This is a genomic window from Bradyrhizobium zhengyangense (assembly GCF_022012555.1).
Taxonomy (GTDB): Bacteria; Pseudomonadota; Alphaproteobacteria; order Rhizobiales; family Xanthobacteraceae; genus Bradyrhizobium; species Bradyrhizobium zhengyangense.
Genome location: NZ_JAKLTZ010000018.1, coordinates 13,004 through 38,663 on the forward strand (window position 1 = coordinate 13,004; position 25,660 = coordinate 38,663).

The 25,660-nt window shown below is 60.0% G+C and carries 24 protein-coding genes and 1 pseudogene; 15 read left to right on the top strand and 10 right to left on the bottom strand.

Features of this window, described 5'->3' with window-relative positions:
• The first annotated feature begins 85 nt into the window (after positions 1 to 85).
• From L6639_RS36535 to L6639_RS36550, 4 genes and pseudogenes are all read left to right on the top strand, one after another.
• A complete protein-coding gene (locus L6639_RS36535; protein WP_237866423.1) occupies positions 86 to 1,111 on the top strand; it encodes an HlyD family secretion protein in 1,026 nt (341 codons plus the stop codon).
• Positions 1,080 to 2,657, top strand: a complete 1,578-nt coding sequence (locus L6639_RS36540; protein WP_237866345.1) for an MFS transporter — start codon at positions 1,080 to 1,082, stop codon at positions 2,655 to 2,657. Before L6639_RS36535 ends, L6639_RS36540 begins: the two co-directional genes overlap by 32 nt.
• 175 nt (positions 2,658 to 2,832) lie before the next feature.
• Positions 2,833 to 3,096, top strand: a complete 264-nt coding sequence (locus L6639_RS36545; protein WP_237866346.1) for a hypothetical protein — start codon at positions 2,833 to 2,835, stop codon at positions 3,094 to 3,096.
• Between the two features lie 387 nt (positions 3,097 to 3,483).
• A pseudogene (locus tag L6639_RS36550) lies at positions 3,484 to 4,307 on the top strand (alpha/beta fold hydrolase).
• A 229-nt stretch (positions 4,308 to 4,536) separates the two neighbouring features.
• Here the strand turns inward: L6639_RS36550 and L6639_RS36555 are convergent.
• A complete protein-coding gene (locus L6639_RS36555) occupies positions 4,537 to 5,268 on the bottom strand; it encodes a response regulator transcription factor (protein WP_237866347.1) in 732 nt (243 codons plus the stop codon).
• 77 nt (positions 5,269 to 5,345) lie between these two features.
• On the bottom strand, positions 5,346 to 8,210 hold the full coding sequence (locus L6639_RS36560; RefSeq protein ID WP_237866348.1) for an ATP-binding protein: 2,865 nt from the start codon (positions 8,208 to 8,210) through the stop codon (positions 5,346 to 5,348).
• Positions 8,211 to 8,457: 247 nt separating this feature from the next.
• Here L6639_RS36560 and L6639_RS36565 point away from each other — a divergent pair, with 247 nt between their 5' ends.
• Positions 8,458 to 9,414: a GlxA family transcriptional regulator gene (locus L6639_RS36565; protein WP_237866349.1), complete on the top strand. Its 957-nt coding sequence runs from the start codon at positions 8,458 to 8,460 to the stop codon at positions 9,412 to 9,414.
• Between the two features lie 145 nt (positions 9,415 to 9,559).
• Here L6639_RS36565 and L6639_RS36570 read toward each other — a convergent pair whose 3' ends face one another.
• Positions 9,560 to 10,654 (bottom strand): NmrA family NAD(P)-binding protein, encoded by a 1,095-nt coding sequence (locus tag L6639_RS36570; RefSeq protein WP_237866350.1) that lies wholly within the window; start codon positions 10,652 to 10,654, stop codon positions 9,560 to 9,562.
• A 42-nt stretch (positions 10,655 to 10,696) separates the two neighbouring features.
• Positions 10,697 to 11,608, bottom strand: a complete 912-nt coding sequence (locus L6639_RS36575) for an NmrA family NAD(P)-binding protein (protein ID WP_237866351.1) — start codon at positions 11,606 to 11,608, stop codon at positions 10,697 to 10,699.
• Between the two features lie 588 nt (positions 11,609 to 12,196).
• On the opposite strand from L6639_RS36575, the gene L6639_RS36580 reads away from it, so the two are divergent.
• Entirely contained in the window at positions 12,197 to 12,862 is a 666-nt protein-coding gene (locus L6639_RS36580; protein ID WP_237866352.1) for a hypothetical protein, read from the top strand.
• Positions 12,863 to 12,921: 59 nt separating this feature from the next.
• Here the strand turns inward: L6639_RS36580 and L6639_RS36585 are convergent, their stop codons facing one another.
• The 3 genes from L6639_RS36585 to L6639_RS36595 are packed head-to-tail and all read right to left on the bottom strand — an operon-like array spanning position 12,922 to position 15,359.
• A complete protein-coding gene (locus tag L6639_RS36585) occupies positions 12,922 to 13,728 on the bottom strand; it encodes an ABC transporter permease (RefSeq protein ID WP_237866353.1) in 807 nt (268 codons plus the stop codon).
• A complete protein-coding gene (locus L6639_RS36590) occupies positions 13,725 to 14,321 on the bottom strand; it encodes an ABC transporter ATP-binding protein (protein ID WP_237866354.1) in 597 nt (198 codons plus the stop codon). The genes L6639_RS36585 and L6639_RS36590 overlap by 4 nt, the downstream gene beginning before the upstream one ends.
• A gap of 3 nt (positions 14,322 to 14,324) precedes the next feature.
• Positions 14,325 to 15,359 (bottom strand): Cj0069 family protein, encoded by a 1,035-nt coding sequence (locus L6639_RS36595; RefSeq protein WP_237866424.1) that lies wholly within the window; start codon positions 15,357 to 15,359, stop codon positions 14,325 to 14,327.
• 732 nt (positions 15,360 to 16,091) lie between these two features.
• Between L6639_RS36595 and L6639_RS36600 the strand changes: the two genes are divergently transcribed.
• The 6 genes from L6639_RS36600 to chrA are packed head-to-tail and all read left to right on the top strand — an operon-like array spanning position 16,092 to position 19,672.
• Positions 16,092 to 16,325 (top strand): PepSY domain-containing protein, encoded by a 234-nt coding sequence (locus L6639_RS36600; RefSeq protein WP_237866355.1) that lies wholly within the window; start codon positions 16,092 to 16,094, stop codon positions 16,323 to 16,325.
• 17 nt (positions 16,326 to 16,342) lie between these two features.
• A complete protein-coding gene (locus L6639_RS36605) occupies positions 16,343 to 17,254 on the top strand; it encodes a DUF1259 domain-containing protein (RefSeq protein ID WP_237866356.1) in 912 nt (303 codons plus the stop codon).
• Positions 17,255 to 17,284: 30 nt separating this feature from the next.
• Complete coding sequence (locus L6639_RS36610; protein WP_237866357.1) at positions 17,285 to 17,881, top strand: superoxide dismutase; 597 nt, start codon at positions 17,285 to 17,287, stop codon at positions 17,879 to 17,881.
• A gap of 11 nt (positions 17,882 to 17,892) precedes the next feature.
• Positions 17,893 to 18,078 carry a hypothetical protein gene (locus tag L6639_RS36615; protein WP_237866428.1) on the top strand — a complete coding sequence of 62 codons (186 nt, stop codon included), beginning with the start codon at positions 17,893 to 17,895 and terminating at the stop codon, positions 18,076 to 18,078.
• A gap of 2 nt (positions 18,079 to 18,080) precedes the next feature.
• Positions 18,081 to 18,488: a hypothetical protein gene (locus L6639_RS36620; RefSeq protein ID WP_237866358.1), complete on the top strand. Its 408-nt coding sequence runs from the start codon at positions 18,081 to 18,083 to the stop codon at positions 18,486 to 18,488.
• Entirely contained in the window at positions 18,488 to 19,672 is a 1,185-nt protein-coding gene (gene chrA, locus L6639_RS36625) for a chromate efflux transporter (protein ID WP_237866359.1), read from the top strand. The genes L6639_RS36620 and chrA overlap by 1 nt, the downstream gene beginning before the upstream one ends.
• A 105-nt stretch (positions 19,673 to 19,777) precedes the next feature.
• On the opposite strand, the gene L6639_RS36630 is transcribed toward chrA, so the two are convergent.
• Positions 19,778 to 20,068 (bottom strand): hypothetical protein, encoded by a 291-nt coding sequence (locus L6639_RS36630; protein ID WP_237866360.1) that lies wholly within the window; start codon positions 20,066 to 20,068, stop codon positions 19,778 to 19,780.
• Between the two features lie 89 nt (positions 20,069 to 20,157).
• Here L6639_RS36630 and L6639_RS36635 point away from each other — a divergent pair, with 89 nt between their 5' ends.
• On the top strand, positions 20,158 to 20,856 hold the full coding sequence (locus tag L6639_RS36635) for a 3-keto-alpha-glucoside-1,2-lyase-like domain-containing protein (protein WP_237866361.1): 699 nt from the start codon (positions 20,158 to 20,160) through the stop codon (positions 20,854 to 20,856).
• 206 nt (positions 20,857 to 21,062) lie between these two features.
• On the top strand, positions 21,063 to 23,471 hold the full coding sequence (locus L6639_RS36640) for a 3-keto-alpha-glucoside-1,2-lyase-like domain-containing protein (RefSeq protein ID WP_237866362.1): 2,409 nt from the start codon (positions 21,063 to 21,065) through the stop codon (positions 23,469 to 23,471).
• Positions 23,472 to 23,619: 148 nt separating this feature from the next.
• Here L6639_RS36640 and L6639_RS36645 read toward each other — a convergent pair whose 3' ends face one another.
• Both L6639_RS36645 and L6639_RS36650 read right to left on the bottom strand, forming a co-directional pair.
• Positions 23,620 to 24,309 (bottom strand): glutathione S-transferase family protein, encoded by a 690-nt coding sequence (locus tag L6639_RS36645; protein WP_237866363.1) that lies wholly within the window; start codon positions 24,307 to 24,309, stop codon positions 23,620 to 23,622.
• A gap of 18 nt (positions 24,310 to 24,327) precedes the next feature.
• Positions 24,328 to 24,549 (bottom strand): DUF1127 domain-containing protein, encoded by a 222-nt coding sequence (locus L6639_RS36650; protein WP_237866364.1) that lies wholly within the window; start codon positions 24,547 to 24,549, stop codon positions 24,328 to 24,330.
• A 157-nt stretch (positions 24,550 to 24,706) separates the two neighbouring features.
• Between L6639_RS36650 and L6639_RS36655 the strand changes: the two genes are divergently transcribed.
• Positions 24,707 to 25,627, top strand: a complete 921-nt coding sequence (locus L6639_RS36655; protein WP_249798501.1) for a transcriptional regulator GcvA — start codon at positions 24,707 to 24,709, stop codon at positions 25,625 to 25,627.
• Positions 25,628 to 25,660: the final 33 nt, after the last annotated feature.

The window sequence follows — 25,660 nt, forward strand, 5'->3', positions numbered from 1 at the left end:
TGTGACCGACGCTTCATCACAGATACTAGCAACGCCGGCCCGCGGAATTCTCGGGCGGTCTCTGATTCCGATCGTCGCCGTGATTATGGTGCTGATTTTGGCAGGGACTGTCGCGGTCCGCTGGGATGAGTGGGTCGCGATGCGCAGCATACAAGTCACGGACGATGCCTACGTTCGGGCTGAGACGGCGCGGATAAGCACGAGAGTTGCCGGGGAAATCCTCAAAGTCGGCGTCAACGATTTTCAACGCGTTCGAGCTGGCGAGCTCTTGGTGCAGGTAGATCCTGCCGACTATCAGGCGTTGGTTGACCAGTCGACGGCGGCCGTGGCTGCCGCCAAGGCTGGGCTCGACAATCTGGCGAATGAAATTGAACTTCAGTATGCAACAATCGCCCAGAGCAAGGCACAACGGCAATCCGTCATGGCGCTCGAAGTCGAGGCGGAGCAGGAACAGGAAAGGCAGCAAACGCTGTCAACCACAAGCTCCGGGACGAGGCAGCGACTAGAGCAGGCGGTCGCCGCTCTTGCGAAAGCACACGCTGACGTGAGATCGAACGCGGCGTTGATCGCAGCTCAGGAACATCAATTGGACGTGCTCGCCGGTCTGCAAAGGCAGCGTAGAGCTGATGTCGCCGCGGCGGAAGGTGCCCTAGCGGCTGCAAGACTTCGGCTGGGATATACGAAGATCACGGCGCCATTCGACGGCGTCGTGAGTGAACGCCAAGTGCAGACCGGCGATTATGTCAACATCGGCACTAACCTCATAAGCGTCGTACCACTGCCGAATGTCTATGTGATCGCGAACTACAAGGAGACGCAGCTAAGGAGGGTACGGGAGGGACAGGCAGTCGAGGTTTCGGTCGACACGTTTCGCAATCAACCCCTACGCGGAAGAGTACAGCGCATATCCCCGGCAAGCGGGTCTCAATTTGCTCTTCTGCCGCCGGATAATGCGACAGGGAACTTTACGAAAGTTGTTCAGCGTGTCGCGGTCCGCATTGTCCTGGAAGACGGGCAGCCCTTGGTGCAACAACTGTTGCCTGGAATGTCAGCCGTGACCAGGATCCACGTGATGGAAGATGCCGAACGGGCCGTTAGTAATGCCCGCTAACGTAGACGCCAGGTCAAGTCATCGCCCGATTTTCGCAGTGGGGGCAGTACTGTTCGGCGCGTTTCTCGCCAATTTCGATTCCAGGCTGTTTTCGGTGGGACTTCCAGACCTGCGCGGAGCGTACTCGCTCAGCTTTGATGAGGGGGCGTGGTTGAGCACAGCGGCCACGGCATCGCAGATATTTATCGCGCCCGCGGTCGCCTGGATGTGTACCGTCTTCGGTCTCCGCAAAATACTTGCTATTCCCAGCGTGGTCTATGCGGCGATCTCTATTGTGATGCCCCTCACTGATACCTACGGTGTGCTGATAGCTCTAAGCATATTGCATGGGCTCCTGCTTGGGACATTCGTTCCTGCAACGTTGCTGATAGTCGTGCGAAATTTGCCGCGTAAATGGTGGATCGTCGCTATGGCGATCTATTCGGCACGAGTTGGGCTGTCGCTGAACGCCGGGATTTCGATCGTCGGCTTTTACGTGAGCGACGTTGGCTGGCATTGGTTGTTTTGGCAGGACGTTATTATCGCGCCGCTCATGGGCATCTGTGTTCTCCTCGGGACACCGCATGAGGCCATCAACCGACGCTTAGTCGCGGAGGCCGATTGGGGGGGAATGCTGCTGCTCGGCTCTGGAATGGCGATGATCTATGCCGGTCTGGATCAGGGCAACAGGTTGGACTGGCTGCAATCGGGGGCCGTCGTCGCTCTTCTATCCGGGGGAGCGGCCTTATCGCTAGGGTTCTTACTGAACGAGGCCCTTATCCGTAAGCCCTGGGCACGGATAGACGTCATCCTGACCCGCAATATCTGCCTGGCGCTGATCGTGATCCTGCTCTACACGCTCACCGCGCTATCAAATGCGAGTTTGGTCCCAAACTTCCTGATTTCGATCGGCCGGCTACGACCGGAGCAGACCGGGGGGCTATTTCTAACGTTCGGCGTCCTGCCCATGCTGATCTTGCTTCCTTCGACGATCTATTTGGTTCAGCGCCACGACCCTCGGCTTGTATTAATTGTCGGCCTTGCTGCGTTCGGGTTTGCGGGGATACTCGGCACTGGCATCACCCATCAATGGTCGGTTGACGACTTCATCCCGATCTTGCTGCTTCAAGCTTTAGGACATTCCTTCTCACTTCTTCCGCTGATGATGATTGCTTTGGCAAGCTCCGACCCGACGCGGTCGACCGAATTTGCCGCGTACGTCCAGGTGATGCGGCTGGGGGGCGCGGAGATCGGCATGAGTGTGATGGCGACATGGCTGCGCGTGCGCGAGCAATTTCACTCGAATCTACTAGGGCAGTATATCGACGGAGGTAAATCCGACGTGATGCACTTCATTGCGAGACTGACGGAACACTTCGCGTTTGCGCCGGCCAACCTGGCGCCGGCACTGAGCATCAGATCGCTTGTGTCGATTGTCCAACAGGAGGCGAATACGTTGGCGTACATCGACGGATTCTGGCTGACGGCGTTGTTCGCTGGCTTGGGATTGGGGTTCGTCACATTGATGACCAGATCTCCTCCAGGGCCGTTCTCGTCGGATCGATGAACGGCTCGACGTAACAGCCGGATCACCATGGCCGCGGGCGAGCCGGTTGGCAGGCCCGAAAGGCTCGGGTTGTAGGGTTTGCTGACGGCGCTGCCGACAGCGACGTGAAGCCGCGTCGGCGATAGTGAGACATGAAGAAGATCTGCGGTTCAAGCGCAATGAGGGGGTGGCTCGAATGGCACGCTGGCTCAACTTGCGGTCGCTGGTTCTGATCGCAACACTGGCAGGACTCTTACTGTTCTCCTGTGTGGTTGCCTATTTGGGGTGGACCTCTACCGATGCTCTTGTGCCGGCGTCAGGTTACGTCGCAATGGCGATTGGCGTCGGCTTTTCATTGGTTCTGGGCGTTGGTTTGATGGCGCTTGTATTCTATAGCAGCCGTCATGGTTACGATGAGCCGGCACATCGCTTAAACGAAGATGATTTGCCCGAGCGTTGAGGCAGCGCTTCATAGCGCAAGACCGAGACGGCACCGATCGTCGAGCGCTTTGTGTTGGTACGATGGCTGACACGATGGCGTTTGCCGGTGCGTTTCGGAAGCTGCCGCTTGGCCCTGAGCGCTCGACAACGAGCTCCTTACGACGCGCAGGCGTCGGAACCCTGCGCCGCGAAACCCCTGTATAGTTGTATAGTCGGTGCACTTGCGCGATCCAGGACGGGCGTTTTGCGCAACAACAGGAGACCGCATATGTCGACCAAACCTCTCGAATCCGTCTCGAACTCTCGTCGCACGCTGCTAATCGCTGCGAGCGGCATAGCTGCGGCAACGAACCTGCCAGCGGCGGCGAGCCAGCCGAAACAACTGATTCCGCGAGGAAGAGATAACGTGGAGACAGTCACGGCCAAGGACGGTACAACGATTTTTTTTACAAGGACTGGGGAATGGGCAAGCCGGTAGTGTTCTCCCACGGCTGGCCGTTGTCTGCCGATGCCTGGGACAGTCAAATGCTTTTCCTGGCCTCACAGGGCTATCGTGTCGTGGCGCATGACCGCCGCGGACATGGCCGGTCGGGGCAATCGTCAACAGGCAACGATATGGATACGTACGCCGATGATCTGTCGGCGGTTATCAAGGCGCTCGATCTCAAGGACGTGACCCTTGTGGGTCATTCTACGGGGGGCGGCGAGGTCGCAAGATACATCGGACGTCATGGGACCAGCAGGGTTTCAAAAGCCGTGCTGATCGCTGCGGTGCCACCCTATCTGCTCAAGACGGCAGACAATCCTGAGGCCGCGCCGAAAGAGATCTTCGACGGTCTTCGCAGCGGACTAGCGGCGGACCGTTCGGCTTTCTTCAAGAATCTTGCGGTCCCGTTCTTCGGATACAATCGGCCCAATGCGAAAGTTTCGCAGGGGGCTATCGATTCATTTTGGATGCAGGGCATGCTGGGGGGCATAACCGGCCAATACGAATGCATCAAGGCCTTCTCGGAAACGGACTTCACAGAAGACTTGAAGAAGATGACGGTGCCGACTCTCGTCATTCAAGGTGACGACGATCAGATGGTCCCGATTGGAATTGCCTCGCAGAAAACCGTCAAGCTCGCGCCCATGGCGCACCTTAAGGTTTACGAAGGTGCCCCGCACGGTCTCTGTGTCACGCATGCAGATAGGATCAACGCCGATCTGTTGGGATTCCTGAAGGCGTGATCCCGCTGGGCTTGGGCCGCATCGCTGCCTTGCGGCGCCCGATCGGCCATCCATCCCTGCAGTGGGTGGCCGGTCGACCCGAAAGAGCAGCAACACAGGGGTTGGGCTACCCCGACGCTTGAAGATCGGTGCCCTTCCAAGTCGCGCGCGTGAAGTTGTTTCGACGCAGGCGGAAACGAGGATCTCCGGATCAATGGGAGGGCGGCGCGCCTCTCGAGCGATCCCCAGACTAGTGATAGTCCCTTGGCAGCGCCGGCAGCGAGGTGCGGTATGAGAGAGCGGGGCCGTTTGCAGACGCTAAGGCTTCGGAGACTCGCACGAGGTCGGCCACCGTGCGGACCATCATCTTTCGCATCATCGATCCACGATGTACCTTGACTGTTATCTCGCGCAACTTCAGCTCACCTGCGATTTGCTTGTTCATCAACCCCCGAGCAACCAGAGAAAAGACTTCCTTTTCCCGAACCGTTAGGGTTGCAAATGATTGGGTCAGCTCAGAAAGGCGCGAATTCCGGCGGAGTCTGATGGCATCATACTCAAATGCCTCCGCCACTGCGTCCAACACTCGCACGTCCTCAAAGGGCTTGGCGAGAAAATCGACAGCCCCGGTTTTCATGGCCCTTACGGAAATTGAGACATCCGCTCGCCCCGCGACGATGATCGGGATTTCGACGCCTGACTGCCGCAATCCCCGGCAATCCGCAATCCGGGCATCGATGATGGCACAACCGCGGTTGAAGGGCTGCCAAGCAGCAACGAACTCTTGGGCCGAGAGGAAGGTTTTCACGGGAACATCAGCGGATTGCAGAGTGTTTACGAGCGAGATTGTCGCTCCAGGATCGTCATCGACTACGTAGACAGCGGCCTTGTTTGCCGGGCTTTGCATGAGTTGGCTCCACAATAGGTTGAGGCTGTCGGCAGGACCGGCGAACGTGCCCGATCCGTGCTTCTGCTGCGTCATAAGGATCCGGCGTGGCCGTAAAGTCCTTGGGCAAGACCTGAAAAATCCCTTAGGCCCTTGGGTTGAGGAAACGGGCCTTAGCCGATCGCGGCCAGAAGGTTTTGCGCGTCGACAAGGTCGAGGTTCGAAAAGCCTTCAGTAAACCACCTGTAGATTGGATCCAGGATATTGCGGGCTTGGGGGATCCGTGCTTGCTTTTTGAACAGTCTCGCCAAAGACGTTGCTGCCCTGAGCTCCCACGAGGGGACGGATTGCTGTTTTGCCAAGTCGATGGCCTGCAGCAGGCATTGTTCCGCAGCTGGGTAGTCCCGTCGCCCGAGCGCGATTTCACCCCTAATGCGGAGGAGCTCGGCGAGATACCATCGCTCTCCGGCTCGATCGGCATGACCGATCGCTTCCGAAATGGCCTGCAGGGCGGAAGCGTGATTGCCGGCCGCCAGCTCTCCCAGTGCCAGCTCTCCCAGAAAAGTCACGTACCGGGTCTGGAAAGTTTGTCGATCGAGAAGGGCGAGGCCTGACCGCAATCGAGCGATCGCCGTGGTAGAGCTTTGTTGCCGCAACTCCAAGGCTCCATCGTAGCATTCAGCCCATGCTGCAAGCGCCTGCGATTCTTGCGAGGAAGCGAGTTGCGATAGCATCCGCGTGAATTCCTTCGCCGCCTGATAGTCCCGTGACTGGAGCGCAATCGCACATGCCCCATGGATCAGTACGTTCGAAATTGTTGGAGCATGTCCGTCGGCCATGACGTCTGCCACCGCCTGCTTCACGAGTCGGCAGGCCTGTTCCTGAAATCCCTGGAGCCAAAGTATGTGAGCTTGATAGATGAGGGCTACCACGCGCTGCTCAAACCCATATCGCACCAGGTGTAATCGACCGGGGGGTGCCCTATACCGACTAAGGAAGTGCTCGAGGTGTTCACGTGCCTTAGTCTGTTCGCCAAGGACATGCAGCGTCATGCCAAGCAGCCGCTCCCCAATCAATCGATCTGGAATCGTCTCCGGCAAATCGGTGAAGTGCTCAGCGATCAGGAGCGCCCCCCGGTAATCTCCCGTGAGGTAGTGCCGGATCCAGAGCCCCCACATACTGCGCAATCGGTATTCATCGTCTCCAAGTTCATCCGCAAGATCAGCGGCGTGTTTCAGAACCTGATACATTCTGTCGTTGGGGCCGGCGGTCTGGATGATCACTGAGCCAAGCGCGGCGTACATGCGCATGTCTCGGAACCGATCCTCTTCGACAGATGACCCCACCAGCGAAACTGCGCTCTCGAGCCAGTTTCGGCATTCTGCCAGTAGTCCTTGCCGAATCCAGAGCGAAGCCGCGGCCGCTGCCAGCTCTACGGCAAGCAGTGCGGCGCCCGTGGAAGCGAAAGCCCAATCCAGCGCCGATCGTAATTCGTCAACCAGCCCGACGGGAACATCGGAAGGCCGGCTTTTGTCCGGTATGTCCTGCCGATCAATACCCGCGATAATGTTATAAATTACGACCGCGTGTCGGCGGGACAACCCGTCAAGCTCTCCGCTGTCCGACAGCTTTGTCAGTCCGTAGCTCCGCGTCAGCTCCAAAAGCCTATAGTATGCCACTGGCCCGCCAACATCGCTTGCAACGAGCGATTTTGTGACGAGACTTCCGAGAACCTCCGCGAGCTCAAGCTCGGTAAAGTCATCAGCGAGCATTGCGATCCAGTCGAGGGGGACGGGGGTTCTGAAAGCCGCCATGCGAAGGAGAAGTCGTTGTTCCTTCTCGGTAAGGGTCACAAAACTCCAGTCTAACGTTGCTTGCAGTGTCTGGTGACGGGGCAGGGCGGTCCGTTGTCGCCCTCTCATCATCAGCGCAAAGCGGTCACGAAGACGGATGTCCAACCCTTGGACACCTAGGAAACGCACCTGAGCTGCGGCAAGCTCGATCGCGAGAGGTATGCCATCGAGACGCCTGCAGATCCGCACAACGATCGGCGCCTGGAAGTCTGTGAAGTCGAACTGGTCGAAGCCCGCTCTGGCGCGCTGTACGAATAATGCTATCGCTGAAAAACCGAGGGCTTGGCTTGCGGACAGCGAACTCCCATCGGGGGGAAGGTCGATGGGACCGAGCTGGCGCGTCGTCTCGCCCCTTGCTCCAATGGGCTCTCGGCTCGTTGCGAAAATGGTGACGCCCGGCGCGCCGCTCAAGATAGCTTCGACGAGCAACGCAGCCGCTTCGATCTGATGTTCGCAGTTGTCGAGGATGATGAGAGCTTGTTGATCTCTAAGCAACCTGACGATGCCTTGTATCGGCATGTCAGACATCATCGACAACCCTAGCGCGGAACCAAGGGCGCTAGGCACATGGCGGCCGTCTTCAACGGGTGCCAGGTCGACATAACATACGCGATGTTCGTAGGTGGCCTGGATCCGTTCCGCTACGGCAAGGGCAACCGTGGTCTTCCCTATGCCTCCTGCTCCGACGACTGTAACCAGTCTCTGCCGCGGCAGCTCGGTCACAAGATCCCGGATGAACTGTTCGCGGCCGAGAGGCTGGGTCAGCTGACTGGGTGGATTTCGCCACCGTGGCTCACGTCCGCGGTCATCGGTTCTGGATTCGGGAAGCGTCCCCTTCGAGGGGCAAAGGATCCAATCCCCGACCAATCGGTAGCCGCGCCCCGAAACGGTTTTCAGTACTTCACGTGAGGCCGGTCCAAGTGCTTTACGAAGAACGGAAACATGAACCTGAAGGGTATTTTCGCCAATGGCGGCTCCAGGCCACACCTTGTCCATCAGCTCATTCTTTGTGACGAGCTCTCCCGCAGATTGCACCAGCACCTCGAGAATATCAAATGCGCGACTGCCGATCGCCACCGGAACGCGCCCAACGCGGAGTTCGCGGCGATCGAGATCGATCTGCGTGTCCCCACACTCGTATATGGCCTGCTGGCCTGGCGCCTCTTTGTTTTCTGAATCTTGCATGCAAATTGGCCCTAAGCCGCTTTGCGACTACGCTTCCTTCGTCCAAAGACACTCGATTGCGAAACCGCTCAGCCTACCGCCGGTCGATCCTTTCTTTAAACGCCCGAATTTCACGCGAGAAATTAGCTTCTGTGCTCTCAACGTTGTAGGACGTTTTTGCCACTCTTTATGCCGCGGCGATCACAAAGGTGTCGAATGCGGGCTAAATCGCAAGTAGAGTGCAGACTTCAGACACTCGGGTATTTGGATGCATCGGATCGGTTTCATCGTGCCGCAAGGCTTTCAAATCCTCAGCTTGGCTGCCCTGACCGGGTTTGAGGTCGCGAACTTACTGCCTTCGGGACCGCGCTACCAAGTTGAGCTTCTGTCGGAGCGAGGAGGGCCGGTCCCGTCGTCCACCGGTGTTGCAGTCTACACGGCCCCATTCACGGGCGCCACGTACGATACTGTTGTGCTTGGTTCCTTAACCGAGTTCGACATTCCGCCCGCGAGCGCCGCCGTGGTCGCGTTCGTGCGTCAGGCCGCTATGTCATCGAGACGAATTGCCTCGATCTGCAGCGGAGCTTTTGTGCTTGCCCAAGCCGGCCTGCTCGACGGACGGCGTGCCACCATGCATTGGGCGCACGCCGACGAGTTCAGGCGCCGTTTTCCTAACGTGCGGACAGAAGAGGATCGGATCTTTATAAACGACGGTCCGATCTGGACATCCGCAGGTATGACCGCGGGCCTCGATCTCGTTCTGGCACTGATCGACAGTGATCTCGGCGCAGAGGCAGCGAAGGCGGCGGCCCGCCTGTTGGTCATGCACCAACGGCGCATGGGCGGGCAAAAGCAACATTCGGCACTCCTCGACATGACGCCAAAGTCCGACCGAATCGAGTTGGTGCTAGCGCATATTCGCGAGAACTTGCAAAACGAGCTTTCGGTCGAGGAGTTGGCTGAAGTCGCCAATCTCAGCGCGCGCCAGTTCAGCCGCACCTTTCTTGCTGAGACCGGTCAGTCGCCTGCCAAGGCCGTTGAACGCATTCGGTTGGAGGCTGCCAGGTTCATGATGGAAGAGGGGCGGCACTCCGTTAAAGAGGTCGTCGAGTACACTGGATTTGCCGACCGCGAACGCATGCGCCGGTCCTTTATCAGGACTTTCGGCGTGCCGCCGCAGGCGCTGCGGCGGAAGGCTAGGCGCGAGCCGATCAGCGCCGCCTAGCGAACAGACAAAATTCTAATCTTCCATCTGGACGGGGATGATTATGATACGCTCGACAATTCGAGCGAGGGCGGCAATCTTTACAGCCAACCCCGGCAAGCGAGGCCACGCTTGCGTTTGAAGCATGAAACAACGTCCACCGGAATCAGAGCCGCCCTTTTCTCCGGTCCTCGTTGCTCTTCAAGATCGGGGTCTCGTTTTGTATATTTTGAGGTTGTACCCGCTCCCAAAGACCCCCCTTTCCAAGTTCTCTTCCAAGCTTGTCTTCGCGCCTCATCCATTCTTCGGCGCTTTTGATCCTTTTGGGGTGGATCTCATCCAACAACGCATAGTCCCGCTTCACAATGCCGTACTTCCACAGATTCCAGAAGCCGGTAAAGTTGTCGCGGAAAGTCATGGTGCTTTTGTCATTGGGATCTGCGTTATATCCCGCCGGCGCGTTTGCGATGAACTTTAGTGGTCCGTTCCAGTAGGAGTGCAGGTCCGTGTCAATATAGCGCGCAGGTTTCCCCGTGACCTTCGTGAACGCGGCCGCAAGACCAGCGTAAGCTACATGCTCGATGGCGACCTCAAGGTTCATGCCGTTCGTACGCTCGGGATGGTCAAAGAGCCAACGAACGTAGTAGCCGCAATCTTCGCTCGAGGCGTGCACTACGGCGCCGTCCCCCAGCGGCACCCTCCAGGTGACAATGCCGTCCTCAACGGTTGGCGTCATGGGCATCATCGGTTGAAATGCCATTTCAATGTATGGTCCCGATGTGAACAGTGCCGCTCCCATGCGACCCTTGTTCACCGTATTTTGGGACAAAATCCAATCTCCGATCCGTCCTTTTCCATCATAATGCCCGCTACGGAATCGGGAATCATACCCCGATTTCTTGAGCCCATAATCTAGGTTTCCGTAAACAAAAAACTTGATCCCCTCTTCGATCGCAATTTCGTAGCAACGGATTGCCCAATAAGTCTCCGTCTTTTCGCCAGTGTTGAAGCCGTCAATATTGATGAAGGCCCCATCGCAACCACGAAATCCCTCGCGCAGGGTAACCTCGTCGGCGAATGATCCTTCGAGCATCGAAACATTGTCTAGGGTGGCGAGAGATTTTGCGCGGCGCGAAAACGGATCGCGAGTGAGTACCCGTGCAGAATTCTTGCGATCAGCGACAAGGGCTCGAATGATCGGCATTCCCTGCGCGCCCGTGCCCCCGACTACAAAGATTTTGGACGTGTTGTGTGATGACATAATATCTCTCCGGGTAAATCGCGCCGTCGGATGGCCGCCTAATCAGGATGATGGCGTGAACGTCGCTGCGTTCTTTTCGACGAATTCCCGGACGCTCATTGGCCGTTGTCCGGTGATCTTTTCTACGTCGTCGGAATATCGATCATATCGATTGTCGCGGTGCAACTCGGTCATCGTCGTGATATGGGAGACGACGTGTGAGGGGAGCCCCAGCGTGGCAACTTTGCCCGCCCATATGTCCGGAGGGACATTTACGTAACTGATGGGTCGTCCAAGCGCGAGCGAGAACTCTCGGGCGATTGCGTCAACGTCCTGCGACACGGGCCCGGTCAGGTGGTATGTCTGACCGATATGTTTGTCCGGGGCGCCGAGTATTTCCGCCACGACCCTAGCTACGTCGAAAGCTGCGATTGCGGAGTTGTTTCCGCCCCCCAGCGGTGCAAGGATCTTGTCCTGCGCCGCCACGGCTCCGGCGAGCTGAAGGAAGAGTCCTTCCATAAATGCCGTTGGGCGCACTTCGACAACCGGCAAACCGGACCAGGAAAGGACCTGCTCGGCCAGCCAATGCTGCTTCTGCTGCGGGCTCGACGTGGTCTCGCAGACGGACATCTCTTTGACTGTCATCTGAGACATATTCACAAAGGCTTTGACCTTATGGTGTTTGGCGACTGCCGCAACGTTAACGGACGCTTCAAGATATTGCGGGGACAGGGACATGCCGAAATAGAGGCGATCACACCCTTCGACCGCTTGATGCGCAGCTTTTAAGTCGAGCAGATCGCCCACGACGACCTCGGCACCAAGCGCTCGCAGTGCTGCCGCCCGTCGGTCGTCTGTACGCACTTGCGCACGAACGCGGTATCCACGCGCGAGCAGAAGTTCAGTCGCATGCCTGCCGACGGATCCGATCTGGCCCGCGGCGCCGGTCACGAGAATCGGCTTACTGTGATCCATTGGAAACACTCTCATTGCTGCTGATGCGGAGATCGGCCTTCATCAATTGGTCTTTGGCTTATGCCGGCGATGGCAGCGGTCTAACGATCAGACGTCTCCGGTCAAACTATACATGGGTGTATCGGCCATTTCACAATGGCGGGTCTGGAGTGTCGGCGACGCACTAAACTCAATCCCGGAGGTCGCTCATCCTGTCCTTCGCGTTGTACACCTGCGTATAATTGCCGTGGTCAGTCTTCCAGTCTTCTCTGAACGGACGTTTGAATCGACCGTCTTGAGAATTCTTCCTGCGCGATGTCGTGGACTTGGCATTGCAGGCGTAAGAAAGGGCGAGCGAACCGACTGGAAGTGCGGTCGAGGAACAAGAACTTCTGTGCCTCCCGCAAAGACTGAAAGGAGATACCGCATGAGCAGCCTCTCTAGGCGCACCATCCTTGAAGCCGCGGCAGCGTCTGTGATTGCCGGCGGCATCGCAACATCGTCAACCGCAAGGGAAGAGCAGTTCACGGAGCATTTTGTGGGGCGCGAGCGGGGAAAGGTCTACGCGCGGGAGTATGCGGGATCTGAACTCCGTAACGGACGGGTCTCATGGCAGAGTTTATAATTTTTGGAATTAGCGTCGCGCTCAGCTTTGCTGCTTGGGGAGCCGTCTGCTATCGCTACATCTGGCCATTAATCCGATCGCGCTCATTGCCGGATGCGGCTGCGCCTTTGCTCTATATTAATGTATTTCGCTTCGTCGGTGCATCGTTCCTTGTTCCTGGCGTTGCGGGATCGCTGCCCCGATCCTTCGCAGTGGCCAGTGCGTTCGGTGACCTTTTTGCAGTCATACTCGCTTGGGTGGCCTTAATGCTCTTGCGTAAGCGCGCGGGATACGCCGCGCTTTGGATCTTTAACCTGTGGGGGGCCGCAGACCTTCTGTTCGCCTTCTACAAAGGCCTCTTTGATGCGAACTTTTTTCCCTCGGCACTCGGCGCCACGTTTTACATTCCGACTGTTTACGTGCCCTTCTTACTGTGCGTACATCTCATGCTTTTTGTGCTTCTCCTGAGAGCCAGTCGGCGCCGCCGCCTAAGTTTATATCCAATATGGCGAGATCAAAGTCCGCGTGAGTTGCAAGGGGCAGCGCCCTTCTTGACGTCGCCTGCTTCCGTAACGACCGAATGCCCAGCCTCTTTGATCATCTCGACCAACATCATTCGGATAAGGGCTTCATCTTTTATGAGGAGAACCGAAGCGGGCACGGATCGCTGAGCCTCACGCGGATCGCGTCTGCCGCGAGCCCGCGTTCAAGAGTTGAACGTCCAGCGGATTCAAGCGGACTTTTCCGCGGCGAGGCGATCCAGACGCAACCGATGTCTATGGTCAGTGAGCAGGCGTGCGCCGCCCAGGACAGCAGCCAACGTTCCGAGTCCAGTCCCACCGGCGATCAGGAACATAATCAGCAATTGATATTTGACCGCATCCACAGGCTCGACGCCGGCAAGGATCTGGCCGGTCATCATCCCTGGCAAGGAAACGAGGCCGATCGCCGCCATACTGTTCATGATCGGCATGAAGCCGCTTCTCAAGGCGTCCCGTATGACCGGCAGCAGGGCTTGGTGTCGGGTGCCACCCAGCGCAAGACAAGCTTCCACGCCGGCTCGTTCGCGCACCAGGCTGTTCGTCAGCACGTCCAGGCCCAGGCTTGTTCCGGTCATGGTGTTGCCCAGCATCATGCCCAGCAATGGCAGCGCATAGCGCGGATGATACCAGGGATCGGGTCGTAGCTCGGTCAGGAGTGCGAACATCGTGACCGTCCCCGCGGCGAGCAGCGTGCATCCCGCGCCCAGGCCGTACTTCCAAACGCCCTGAAGGCGCCGCTTCTGCCGCGCGACGATCTCCCACGAGGCGAACAGGACCATGATCAGGGCGGCGAGAGCGGTCCAGAGCGGGGACACCGCAGCAAACAGGAACGTCAGCACGTATCCGACGAGGACGAGCTGGACCACCATGCGCACGGTCGCAACAGCCAATTGCTTCTCAAGCTTAAGGCGGAGAACAAGCGAGAAGACGCCGTCCATGACGACAAGGAGCGCGGGTAGGAGCAGGTCGCCGTACGAAAGCTGGATGTAGGTCACGGCCGGTTTTCCTCGATCCCGCCGTCGGCTCTCATCACAAAAATCCTGGCCCCGACCCGGCGGGCTTGGGCGCCGTCGTGAGTCGTCCAGAGGACACTCGTTCCATCCGAGATGCGTTCGGCAATCACACCTTCCACGGCCGCAGCGGCTGCCGGGTCGAGGGCCGAGGTCGGCTCGTCCAGCAGAAGCACCCGTGATCGCAGCATGAGCGCCCGCGCAAGTCCCAACCGCAATCTCTCGCCGGTCGAAAGTCTTTGGATCGACCACGCTCCGCAGTCGTCCGGCAAGCCCAGTCGCGCGACCAGCGGAAGGGCATCCTCCCAGGCGGCGAAGTGATCCTGCACGGTGTCGGACCACCAGCCCGGCTCGGCGGCGAGGTAGGTCACCCGCCTTCGCCATGCCGGGGCGGGCATCGCCTCTCTGAGCATGCCGTCCAGCTTGACCGTTCCTTCGTTGGGATCGAGATCCGCGATGGAGCGGAGCAGCAAGGTCTTCCCGACTCCGGACGGCCCCTGCAGGGCGACGCATTCGCCGTCCGGCAGGTCAAATGATACGGAGAGGTGCAGGCGCTTGAGCCCTCTGACCGTCAACATGCGTCAGAGCTTGAGCTGCAGCCGGTCGGCAACCCGCCGGGCGATCTCCATCGGGGCCTCGCTCGGATAGGGATGCACCGAGCTGACATTGATCTCGCCAAGCACGTAGCTGTCCGTCCCATCGGCCTGGACCGGCCCGAGCATGAAGTCGGCGTCCCAGATCGCGGGCAGGTCACCGCCTGCGATCTCCAGCAGCGAAATTAGCTGCGGCGTCCACTCGTCTTCCATCAGCCGCCGCAGCCGCTGAAAGCGCGGGTCCGCGTTCGAGCAGTAGAGCCGCGGTCCGGCCTCTGAACGCGCGGCAGGCGAGTCGACAAGGGCTTTAACCTTGTGATGGCCGAAGCCGGCGCAGCGGTCACCAGCCATGTAGCAGCGCACCACACCCTCGCTCAGGCGAGGCTGGAACGCCTGGTCGATCACGCTGCCGCTTTCGAAATACTCCGCGCAGCGACGAAGGAAATCATCGAGCGTGAGGTCCTCGGGCGTGTCCTTGGTGGCGTCCAGGACCTTGATCATGGAGGAGGCCGGCAGCTTCTCGACCTTCCAGACGCCTTGGCCGCCGTTGCCCCGGTTGCGTTTGATCACGCGCGGACCGGCGGCGAGCCGTGCAGGCAGCTCGGCGCGCATCGCGGCGGCGGTCTGATAGAGCGCCGTGTCCGATCCCCAGCCCATCGAGCGAGTGCGATAGAGGACCTCCTTGGTGCCCATCTTGAGGATGACGTCCGGATGAGCGCTCACCCACACGCCCTGCGCGGCGACGTCGCGCAACAGGGCGTCGAGGCCGGCGCGGTTCCGGCCGTCTTGAATCGGGTTGACCCAGACCAGCACGCCGTCCACCGCGAGCAGTTGCTCGCGGACTGCATCGGCGAAGCTTTCGTCGTAGATCGCAGGACGCCCTTCGACGCCAACGGTTGCGAGGGCGTCGAAGACGTCCACGAAGCGGCCGTTCTTCGAGGTGGCATCTCGGCGCGCGGCGGCATCTCCTCGCGAGAGGATGGCGACGGTACGACGAGGAGAGGGGTGTCTTTCGATATCCATGCGCAAGCTCCACGTGTTGCGTGCTGCGCAGAACTTGGACCGAAGTCTCGCCGGGAGTCTGCTTGGTCCCGGACCGACAGTCTACGTGAGACCGCGTGGATACTTCAAGCTGCGGTTTTCCGATGGGGAGGTTGCCTCAGAGGCGATATCGGATCCGTTCCAATCGGACGATGAAATCTTCGTGACGGTCCATCGATGGTTTCGGGGAGCACCGAGCGGACGCGGGTTGACAGCTCGAGGATCAGGGGTTCTATTTGCGTGACGGGGATTTGCGATCTCCCCGCGAGGCGTCATGCCCAAGAATCGCGTCCTGATCACCAAGGGCGCAGCATGTCAGCATCGTACTCCTCCATTTCACCCGATAAGGTGTCCCGATTGGTAGGTCCGTCGGCCGCGCGGACGCTCGTCGATGTGCCCATCGACCAGGATTTTTCAGCCGACCCGCGCCTGATTCCGGACGCCGGGCGGCGCTCGCATCTCGACGTCCAGGAGTGGGCCTCTCGCGTGACGGGCCAATCCGCCGTCGTGGTCTGTCAAAAAGAGCAAGAAGCTCAGCGAAAGCACCGCGGCCAAGCTCTGTTGCAAGTTGAACGCGGATCTCCAGTTCGACGACGCGTTCCACCGATGGTGCCGCGACGCGACCAAGCAATTGCAAAACTAGCCGACCAACAAGGGCAGGTAAGGCCGAAGGCCTGATGACTTCTGGGGCAGGGACAAACCAGGAGATCAGTTATGCGAACATCGATGATCTATCGGGCAGTGCTTTTCGTGGCGCTTGCGGCGGCCCTCTCGCCCGCTCATGCCCTGACCCAAGAGGAGCTGATCGCCAAGATCCAGGCGGCCGGCTACTCGCAGGTGAAAGACGTCAAATCGACGGCCGAAGGCACCACCGCCAAGGCGGTGAAAGACGGCAAGCCGGTAACGCTTGTCGTCGACAGCCGCGGCCAGATCAAAGAGCGAAACTGAGTTCGAGGAGCAGTACGATGAAACGAACAATTCACGCTTTGATCGCGCTCGGCGCATGCATCCTCGCATCTGGTCCCGGCTCCTTTGTTTCGGCGGCACGTGCGCAGAGCGTCGACTGGCAGAAGGTCGACGAGACGCTGGGGCGCAAACCCGCCGTCTCGGACGATGTCCACCGCTATGGCTTCCCTCGTACCGATCTTTCCGTGACGCTGGATGGCGTGTCGATAAAACCGGCGCTGGCGCTCGGCGGCTGGGTCGCGTTCAAACCAGGCCACGGCGGCGCGATGGTCATGGGCGACCTTGTGTTGCTTGAGACCGAGATCAACCCCGTAATGGCGAAGATGATTGCCAGCGGTCTCGAGATCACGGCCGTGCACAATCATCTGCTGCGGGCGAGCCCTGCAACCTTCTACATGCACGTCGCCGGCCATGGCGACCCCGTCAAGCTGGCCTCGGCCATCCACGACGCGCTGGCCGAGAGCAAAACGCCGCTGACGGTCGCTGCGCCGGCGAGCCCGCCGCCCGCCGTCGATCTCGACACCGCGAAGCTCGACCAGATCATCGGCGTAAAGGGTCAGGCCAACGGCGGCGTCTATCAGTTCAACGTCAAGCGGCGAGACCCGATCACGCAGGACGGCATGCCGTTGACCCCCGTCGGCCCGATGGGTGTCGCGATTGGCATCAACTTCCAGCCGACGGGCGGCGGGAAGGCCGCCATCACGGGCGACTTCGTGTTGACCGGCGAGGAGGTCAATCCGGTCATCCTGGCGCTGCGGACCCACGGCATCGAGGTGACCGCGCTGCACAGCCACATGCTGGATGAGCAGCCGCGGCTGTTCTTCATGCACTTCTGGGCGAACGACGACGCCTTGAAGCTCGCCGAGGGCCTGCGCGCCGCGCTCGACAAGACCGCTAGTACGAAGAGTTGAGCCACAGATTGAGCGAAGGAGTTGCCTATAATGCCCTACGAAATTAAGCCGCTGCCGTTCGATCCGAAATCGATCGGCGGCATCTCTGAAAAGGTGCTCGTCAGCCACTATGAGAACAACTACGGCGGCGCGGTGAAGCGGCTAAACGCGATCGGCGCCCAACTCGCCGAGTTGGACTTCGCCAAGGCGCCGAACTTCGTCATCAACGGCCTGAAACGCGAAGAGCTGATCGCGGCCAATTCGATGATCTTGCATGAGATCTACTTTGACGGTCTCGGTGGCGCGAGCAAGCCGGGCGGCGCTCTCGCCGATGCGATTGCACGCGACTTCGGCAGTATCGAGCGATGGCGCACGGAGTTCGCGGCGATGGGCAAGGCGGAGGGTGGTGGTTCGGGTTGGGTCATCCTTTCCTATTCCCCCCGGAACAAGCGGCTCGTCAACCAGTGGGCGGCCGATCATACGACGACGCTCGCCGGCGGCCGTCCCGTGCTGGTTCTCGACATGTACGAGCATGCCTATCACATGGACTTCGGTGCGGCGGCTGCCCGCTACGTCGACATCTACATGGAGGCTATTCGCTGGGACAACGCTGCCGCGCTCTATGATCAATACGCTAGGGAAGGCTGAGGAGAGTCGAGGTGAGCGAGATGAGAAACTTTGCTGTCGCCGTTTTCGCGCTGGCCGGTCTGCTTGCTGCCTCAGAGGCGGCTCGCGCGCAATCCTGCAAGGTCTGCGCCGAACAGCGCGCGGCTTGTATGAAGAACTACGCCGGCCCGGCCTGCAAGACCGAGTACCAGATGTGTTTGAAGGCCTGCAAGAAGTGAGGATGCCGGCTTCGAAAGGCCAACTTGCGAGGTGTCTCATCGCGGCACTCGCTACCGGCATCGGGGGACTGGTCACCCTCGATGCCGGCTTTGTCGCCGCCGAAGGCGCTCGGAAGCTGACCGGTACACAGATTCGAGCCGGCTTTTCCGGGGAAGCAACTCACGGACGAGGTCACTATCGTTTTGTTTATGAGCCGGACGGTACGCTTCGGAGCTTCTCGATGGGCGTGAAGAAGGTCGGCAAATGGATCGTCGAGAAGGACGAACTTTGTCTTTACCTCGGAGAAATGGACGATGGTTGCTTCCAAGTGACGAGGGTCGGTGACCGGATCGAATTGACGCCGATGGGGCTCGGCGGCTCGCTCGATGGAATTTTGCAGCCCGCATATCACGGGGACGGGGAGAAGTGATGACGACGACAACGACAAGCACCGAGCGCAGAAGGATGGGTGAGATGGTGCGCTATTTCCTGCGACTGGGCTTTCTTGGTTTCGGTGGACCGGTGGCGTTGGTCGGCCAGATGGAGCGCGAGCTCGTCGACGACAAGAAGTGGCTCACCAAGGAGCAGATGCGCGAGACCATCGCCATTTGCCAATCGCTTCCTGGGCCGCTCGCCATTCAGGTCGGCATCTTTATCGCCTATTTGCGCTGCGGCTTTTGGGGGGCGTGGGCCGGGGGCTGGGCGTTCATCCTGCCGAATTTCGTCATCGTTGCGGCCCTCGGCGCGCTCTTCGTCCACCTTGGAGATCTCAGGGCTGTCACGGGTATCTTCTATGGCGTCAGCCCTGCCGTGATCGCCCTGATCCTGCATTCCTGCTACCGCCTCGCGAAGCTCGGCATGGAAGACTGGCTGCAGTGGGTAATCGCCGCGGTCTGTCTGGCCGTCACAGTCATTCTGAAGGCGGAGGTCGCCCTGCTGTTCATAGGGGCCGGCATCGTGGGTATCGTCTACTACGGCCACATCAGGCGTCCGGCCGTCGCAATGCAGCTTGCACTGATCCCCGCAGCGGCACCCGCGGCCGTGCCAGCCGCGACCGGCTCCACGTTGGGCAAGCTGCTGCTGTTCTTCCTCAAGGCGGGTTCGCTCACCTTCGGCAGTGGCCTGGTCATCGTTCCCTTCCTCGAGCAGGGGCTGGTGCAGCAATATGGCTGGCTCAACGAGCGCGAATTCCTGGTGGCCGTCGCGATCGGCATGATGAGCCCTGGGCCGGTCGTGATCACGGCGACCTTCGTCGGCTATCTGGTGGCGGGCTTCTGGGGATCGCTGATCTCGACGGTCGGCATCTTCCTTCCGTCTTTCCTGCTTGTCCTGATCGTGGCGCCATTGCTGGCGCGCCATCGCAAGAATCCGAACGTGCAGGGGTTTGTGAAGGGCGCCTATGCGGCAGCAATAGGGACCATTCTGGGTGCGAGCTTCCTGCTCGGCAAGATCGCGATCGGCGACTGGTTGACCGCGCTCATCGGGATCGTGTCGCTGGCCGTGCTGTTCCGCTGGAAGGTCAGCAATCCCATGATGATTGCGGTCACGGCCGTGGTCGGGCTGATCGCCTATCCGATCCTTCAGCCGGATTGGGTGCTCACCGGGCTTAAGTGAGGAGTGACCATGCGTGTGGCGCTTGAGAATGGTCAGGCGGTGGAGCGACGTGCGGCGATCGTTTCTTCGGCCGCACGCTCGACATCGCAAGTCTGGCCAGGTCGCCTATTGCCGATCCTTGTCGTCCGGACGAGCGCGCCAATCGCGGCCGACCGTCTGATGGTCCTCGTTCGGCGCGACTTGGCCGGTGTGATCGGCTTCGCCGCCCTGAGCCTTCCAGTCGCGTCCGATCGTGACGTCTTCCGCGTGGCTGCGATCCTGCTCGCGGGATTGTTCCGACTGCTGGGGCGACTGAGGTTGCTGGACAGGGGTGGACTGCGCTTGTGCCGCGCCTTCACTGAATGCGAACGCCAGTACGACAGAGGACAACAGGGCTGCCGCTGCTGAATTTCTCATGATGGTCTCCCTTCCTCACTGGAGGTCTGCATCAACTCGCCGGGATGGGCTTGGTTCGTAAAGAATGGGCTTAAAGACAGGATGTAATGATGCGCAAATCGATGATCTGCCCATATGTCCCTCCGCGCAGATTCTTTGCGCGGGCGAAGTTTGCCTTGACGGCCATGCTGGTTTTCTTGCTGGGAGGTAACGCCGTGGCCAACACCCTGAACTTTGACAGCACTCCTGTCGGAATGCCGCTGGAAGGATGGACTTTGACAAAGACCGGCCGGGGGCAACCGAAATGGACGGTTGAGGCCGACGCCACGGCGCCGAGCAAGCCGAACGTGCTCAAGCAATCCGGGCGGGCGACCTTCCCGGTAGCCATCAAGAATGATTCCAGTTTCCGTGACGGCTTCGTGGAGGTCAAATTCAAGGCCATCGCCGGCTCAGAGGATCGCGCAGCGGGAATCATCTGGCGCGCGAAAGATGCCGACAACTACTATGTCGTGCGAGCCAACGCGCTGGAGGACAACGTGGTGCTCTATAAGACCATCAAAGGCGTTCGTACCTCGCTGGATATTGTCGGGCGCAAGGGCGGCTATGGCGTCAGTACGCCGGTGGCGTCCGGGCAATGGCACGTGCTGCGTTGCGACTTCACGGGAAGTCGGTTCAAGGTAACCTATGACGGAAAGCCGATCTTCGAGGTGGAGGACACTACGATCGCTGACGCTGGCATGATTGGCTTGTGGACCAAGGCGGACAGCGTGACTCTGTTCGATGATCTGGCCTATGGCGAGGTCAGATAGTTTTCTGCACTACCTGCAGTTCCGAAGGGCCGTCCGGCCTCCGTCGAGCCGAGCCAATTCGCGCTGTGCGTGTGAACCGGCTCATATAACCGGCCGCCAGCTTCTCATATTCTTGTTCTTGGCCGCGCTTGCGGGCCAGGTCTTTGCGGCTATCCAGGCCATGCGCCTCATGGCTGCTTCAACAACGCCTCGAAAGGAGCTCTCCGATGCTGACCTTTCTGCGAAATGACCCCTCGACTCCAGTCGATATCCAGGACACAGAATTCACGCGTGATCTGCTCGGCAGGTATGTGTGCAGCACGTACGACGAAGCCGTGAACAATGGCGGCCGGCCATTTGATGTCGTCGTCATCGGCGCCGGAATGTTCGGCGCTTACGCTGCCAGCAAAATCTACCGCGCCGGCGCGGACCAGAATTTGCGGGTGCTGCTCCTGGACGCGGGCGGCTATCTTGCGCCGACGCACGTGCAGAACATGCCGCATCTCGGCCTGAATCCGCCTGATAGCGCGCTGGTCACGGCCAACAATCAGGATCCAGGCGCGCGCAATGGCGTATGGGGCATTCCTTGGCATAGCAACGAGCCGTTCACCGGACTGGCTTACTGCCCGGGTGGCCGCTCACTATTCTGGGGAGGTTGGTCGCCGCGGCTGATGCCGGCCGACCTCAATGCGTGGCCGAAAGGCGCGCGCGATTTTCTGAACGCGAACTACCCGGATGTCGAGCGAGAGATCGGCGTACAGGACAAGGCAGATTACCTATCCGGTCCCCTCAACACGGCGGTCAATGCCCAGTTGGGAGCCGTTGCTGCAGGTACGAACGTGATTCTGCCTGACGTGAGCTTGGATCTAGTCGAAGAAGCTCCGATCGCGGTGCAGGCGAACGCGCCGGGCCCCGGGCTCTTTTCGTTCGACAAGTTCAGCAGCGGACCCATGCTGCTCGAAAGCATCCGCGACGACATCGCCAAGCGCTGGACGCTGAATGACAATTCGCGGCGCCGCTTCTTCCTCGTTCCCCGGTGTCACGTCATACGCTTGCAGACCGCCGGAGGCAGGGTCAGCGGGATCGATCTGACCTATAATGGTCAATTCCGGTCGCTTTCCGCTCCGAACAATCTCAGTACCGATTGTCAGGTGGTCCTAGCGGTGGGCACCATCGAGTCGACGCGGTTGGCCCTTGAGTCGTTTCCGGTCACTCGCGGCCCGTTCAGCATGGGCGCCAATTTCATGGCCCATCTGCGCACCAATCTCACGGTGCGCGTCAAGCGTAGCGCCCTCGGGCTCGGCGCGCTCACAACGCTCGAACAGGCCGGCGCGATCGTTCGTGGCGAGATCACAAACCCTGACGGAAGCAAGCGCCGCTATCATTTTCAGGTGCTCGCATCGGCGGAGAGGGGACAGAACCCGGAAGCGACGATGTGGACGATGGTGCCCGACATCGACCTCTTGCGGAACCTGCTTTCGAACGAGGACCCCGATTGGGTGGCAATCGTCTTCCGAGGCCTCGGAGAAATGGACGGGGACAAGCGCAGCGGACCAGGCAGCACGACCAGCTTCGTGAACCTAACGAACGGAGCCGATCCGCTTCAGAGCGATGGTTTGAGCGCCCGCGCTTGGGTCAATTTCACGCCCACGCCGAACGACTACGCCGCTTGGAGAAAGCTCGCCGCAGCGGCTGTCGAGTTGGCTGGTCGCCTCGGCAAGAGCGCCGGCGACGTCCAGTATTTGTACAACGGCGGCTGGCAAGGCGTTCCGCCCCCCGATCCGTTTGCCGTCACGAAGGATCAGTTGGGCAACACCCATCATGAAGGGGGCACGCTGTGGATGGGCGATGATCCGGCGATGTCGATTACGGACCCCGTCGGACGCTTCCATCACATCTCGAACACCTACGTTGCCGGTCCTGCCTTGTTCCCCACCCTCGGCTCGGCCAACCCGTCCCTGACTGGCCTGGCGCTCGCGCGTGAGACCAGCGCGGCCGTCGTTGCCGCACTGACGCCGGCCCCGTCGGTGCAGTTCAAATCGCTCTACACCGGAAGTTTGGCCGATTGGCAGATGTCGGGCGTCGGAAGCTTCCTTCAGGTGTTCGACATTCTCGAGTCCGTCGGCGGATCCGGGCTGCTGTGGTACACGCGTGAAAGCTTCTCGGACTTCGTGCTCGAGCTCGAATGGCAGAACGCGAGCCGCACCGACAACTCCGGTGTTTTCATCCGCGTGCCGAACCTGAACAGTTCGAATCCGAACGATTGGATGGCGGCCATCGACCAGAGCTACGAAATCCAGATCGATCCGCGCGGATTTAATTCCGAGGCGCAGAAGGAGAATGATCCCTTACGGAGCACCGGCGCAATCTACAACATCAGCGCCCCGACCCGCACAGATGTTGCGAAGGGCCCGTGGCAGTGGAACACGTTCGTGATCGAAGCCATCGGCAACCGCATCAAAGTGACGCTGAATGATGTGCTTGTGAACGACTACACGGACCCGAACCCGCGCTCGCTTCGCGGCCATATCGCACTGCAAAACCATCATGATGGTTCGAAGGTGCAATTCCGCAATATTCGCATCAAGGAAGTGGTGCCGGGCGTCGCCCAACTGCCTCTGCCGAGGGTCGCGTAGCGTTCACCTCCGCTGGGTGCTGGTCGCGTTTAGCATGGCGGGACCAGCGCCGCCGTACTCGGGGCTTTCTGGCCGGCCTCCATAGCCGGCGACGGCTCTGGTTGACGAAGCGGCTTCTATCGTTAGCGCCGCGCGCCAGCCGAAATGGTCAGTATTTCGGCCGGTGCGAAGTGGCCCATTCGCGTGCGTGTTCGATCGGCAAGCGTTGCACGGACGCGCGCAGCCTTTGTGTCGCCGGCAAATGGTCCATGCGCTCCCGCCAGCGGCAGAAGGCCGGGAACTTGGGATACATCGACTGCCCCTCGGCCGTGAGGCTGAAGGCAAACGTGCTCGGCAGCAGGTAGAAATCCGCGATCGAGAGCTCGTCGCCGAGCAAGAAGTCCTTGCCGTGCGCAAGCTGGCGCTCGGCGACCGAAGGCGCCGTCTCGACTTTTGGCAGCGCATGCGCGACGACTTTCTCGTCAGAGGCAATTCCCAGCTCCGGGAAAACCAGACGCTCATGCGTCACGTGGTAGATCATATAGGGGTAGTAGTAGTTATTGACCGCGCTGATCCACTGGTTCATACGCGCCCGCGCTTTGATGTCTTTCGGCGTCAGTGACACGCCGCCAAAGGCCTCGTCGACATAGGCGGCGATTGCACTCGTTTCATAGACGGTGAGATCGTCATGCCTGAGGATCGGTACGCGATTGAACGGGTGTAGCGCCAGGTGATCGGGCTTCCCCATCACCGGCTCGAGGTCATGGAATTGGTAGGCTACGCCCTTGTGAGTCAGGATTAGGCGAACGATGTTCACAAAAGTGCTGCGTGGAAAACCGTAGACGATCGGGTCAGACATCCGTTTTTCTCCTCTGGGTTAGAGCATGAACCAGAGCCAGAACGGCTTGGTAGCCTCACACAGCGCCTGTTCGCGAGTTAGTCCCAGATCCTTGAGCAGATGCGGGTTATCGGCAATCTCGCGCAGGCCTCTGCGTTCGTGCTGCCGGTCGAGCCAGCTCCACCATCCCTGCCGCCGAACGGCTGGCTTGATTCCTGAGCTGAATTGATGAAGCGGGGTGGCCGGGTTCGTCGCCGGCACGGGAGGGATCGACCGGGGGACGGTCAGCAGGATGGACATAGATAGCTCCAAATGGCTTGAAACGCTGCGCTGGAGCTGTTCAATAATGCTGCGGGATGCTTCCCCGCAAAGCATCGTTTCTCCTGCCTGCCTTAGTTTTTCTCATGAAGTCGGTTCGATGCGCCCACGCCTGCCGCCGCTCAATGCCCTGAAGGCTTTCGAGGCCGCTGCGCGCCACGAGAGTTTTACGCGCGCGGCCGAAGAGCTTTGTGTGACCCAAGGCGCGGTAAGCCATCAAGTGAAAGCGCTGGAGACGGAGCTTGCGCTCAAGCTGTTCAACCGCGAGCGGCAGCGGTTGATCATCACCGAGGCCGGTCGCGATTATCTCACGGTGGTGCGCGACGCGCTCGACCGCATCGCCATCGGCACCGAGCGGCTCTTGCAGCGGCAGAATGCAGGCGTGCTCACCGTCTCGACCTCACCAGACTTCGCCGCCAAATGGCTGGTGCACCGGCTCGGCCATTTTGCGGAGGCGCACAGCGGCATCGACCTGCGGGTTTCCGCCACGCTGCATCACGTGGACTTCGCGCGGGAGGAGGTCGACCTTGCGGTCCGCCATGGCGACGGCAACTGGCCAGGGCTGGACGCGGTGCGGCTGAGCCCTGAACAGCTTTTTGCCGTCTGCAGCCCGAAGCTGCTGTCCGGCAAACGACGCTTGAGCAAACCCGCCGACATCCTGAAGTTTCCACTGATCCACATGGACAGTCGCGCCGACTGGAAGAATTGGCTTCAGGAAGCCGGACTTGATGATGCCGCCGCGACTCACGGCCCAGTCCTCAACCGCGCTAGCATGGTGATCGACGCCGCAATCAACGGACAAGGCATCGCGCTGGCGCGTACCGCTCTGGCGGCATGGGACCTCGTCAACCGCCATCTGGTGCGGCCGTTTCCGTTGTCGCTTCCGCTGTCGAAGACCTACTGGATTCTCTGCCCCAAGGCGACCGCGAACCTGCCGAAGATCGTGACGTTCCGCGAGTGGCTGCTCTCGGAGGCCGCAAGCGACTTGCGTCGGCTCAAAAAGCTCGGCGCGCCCAAGTGAGGTTATCAACTCGGTCCGGGTCGGCAAAGGGAG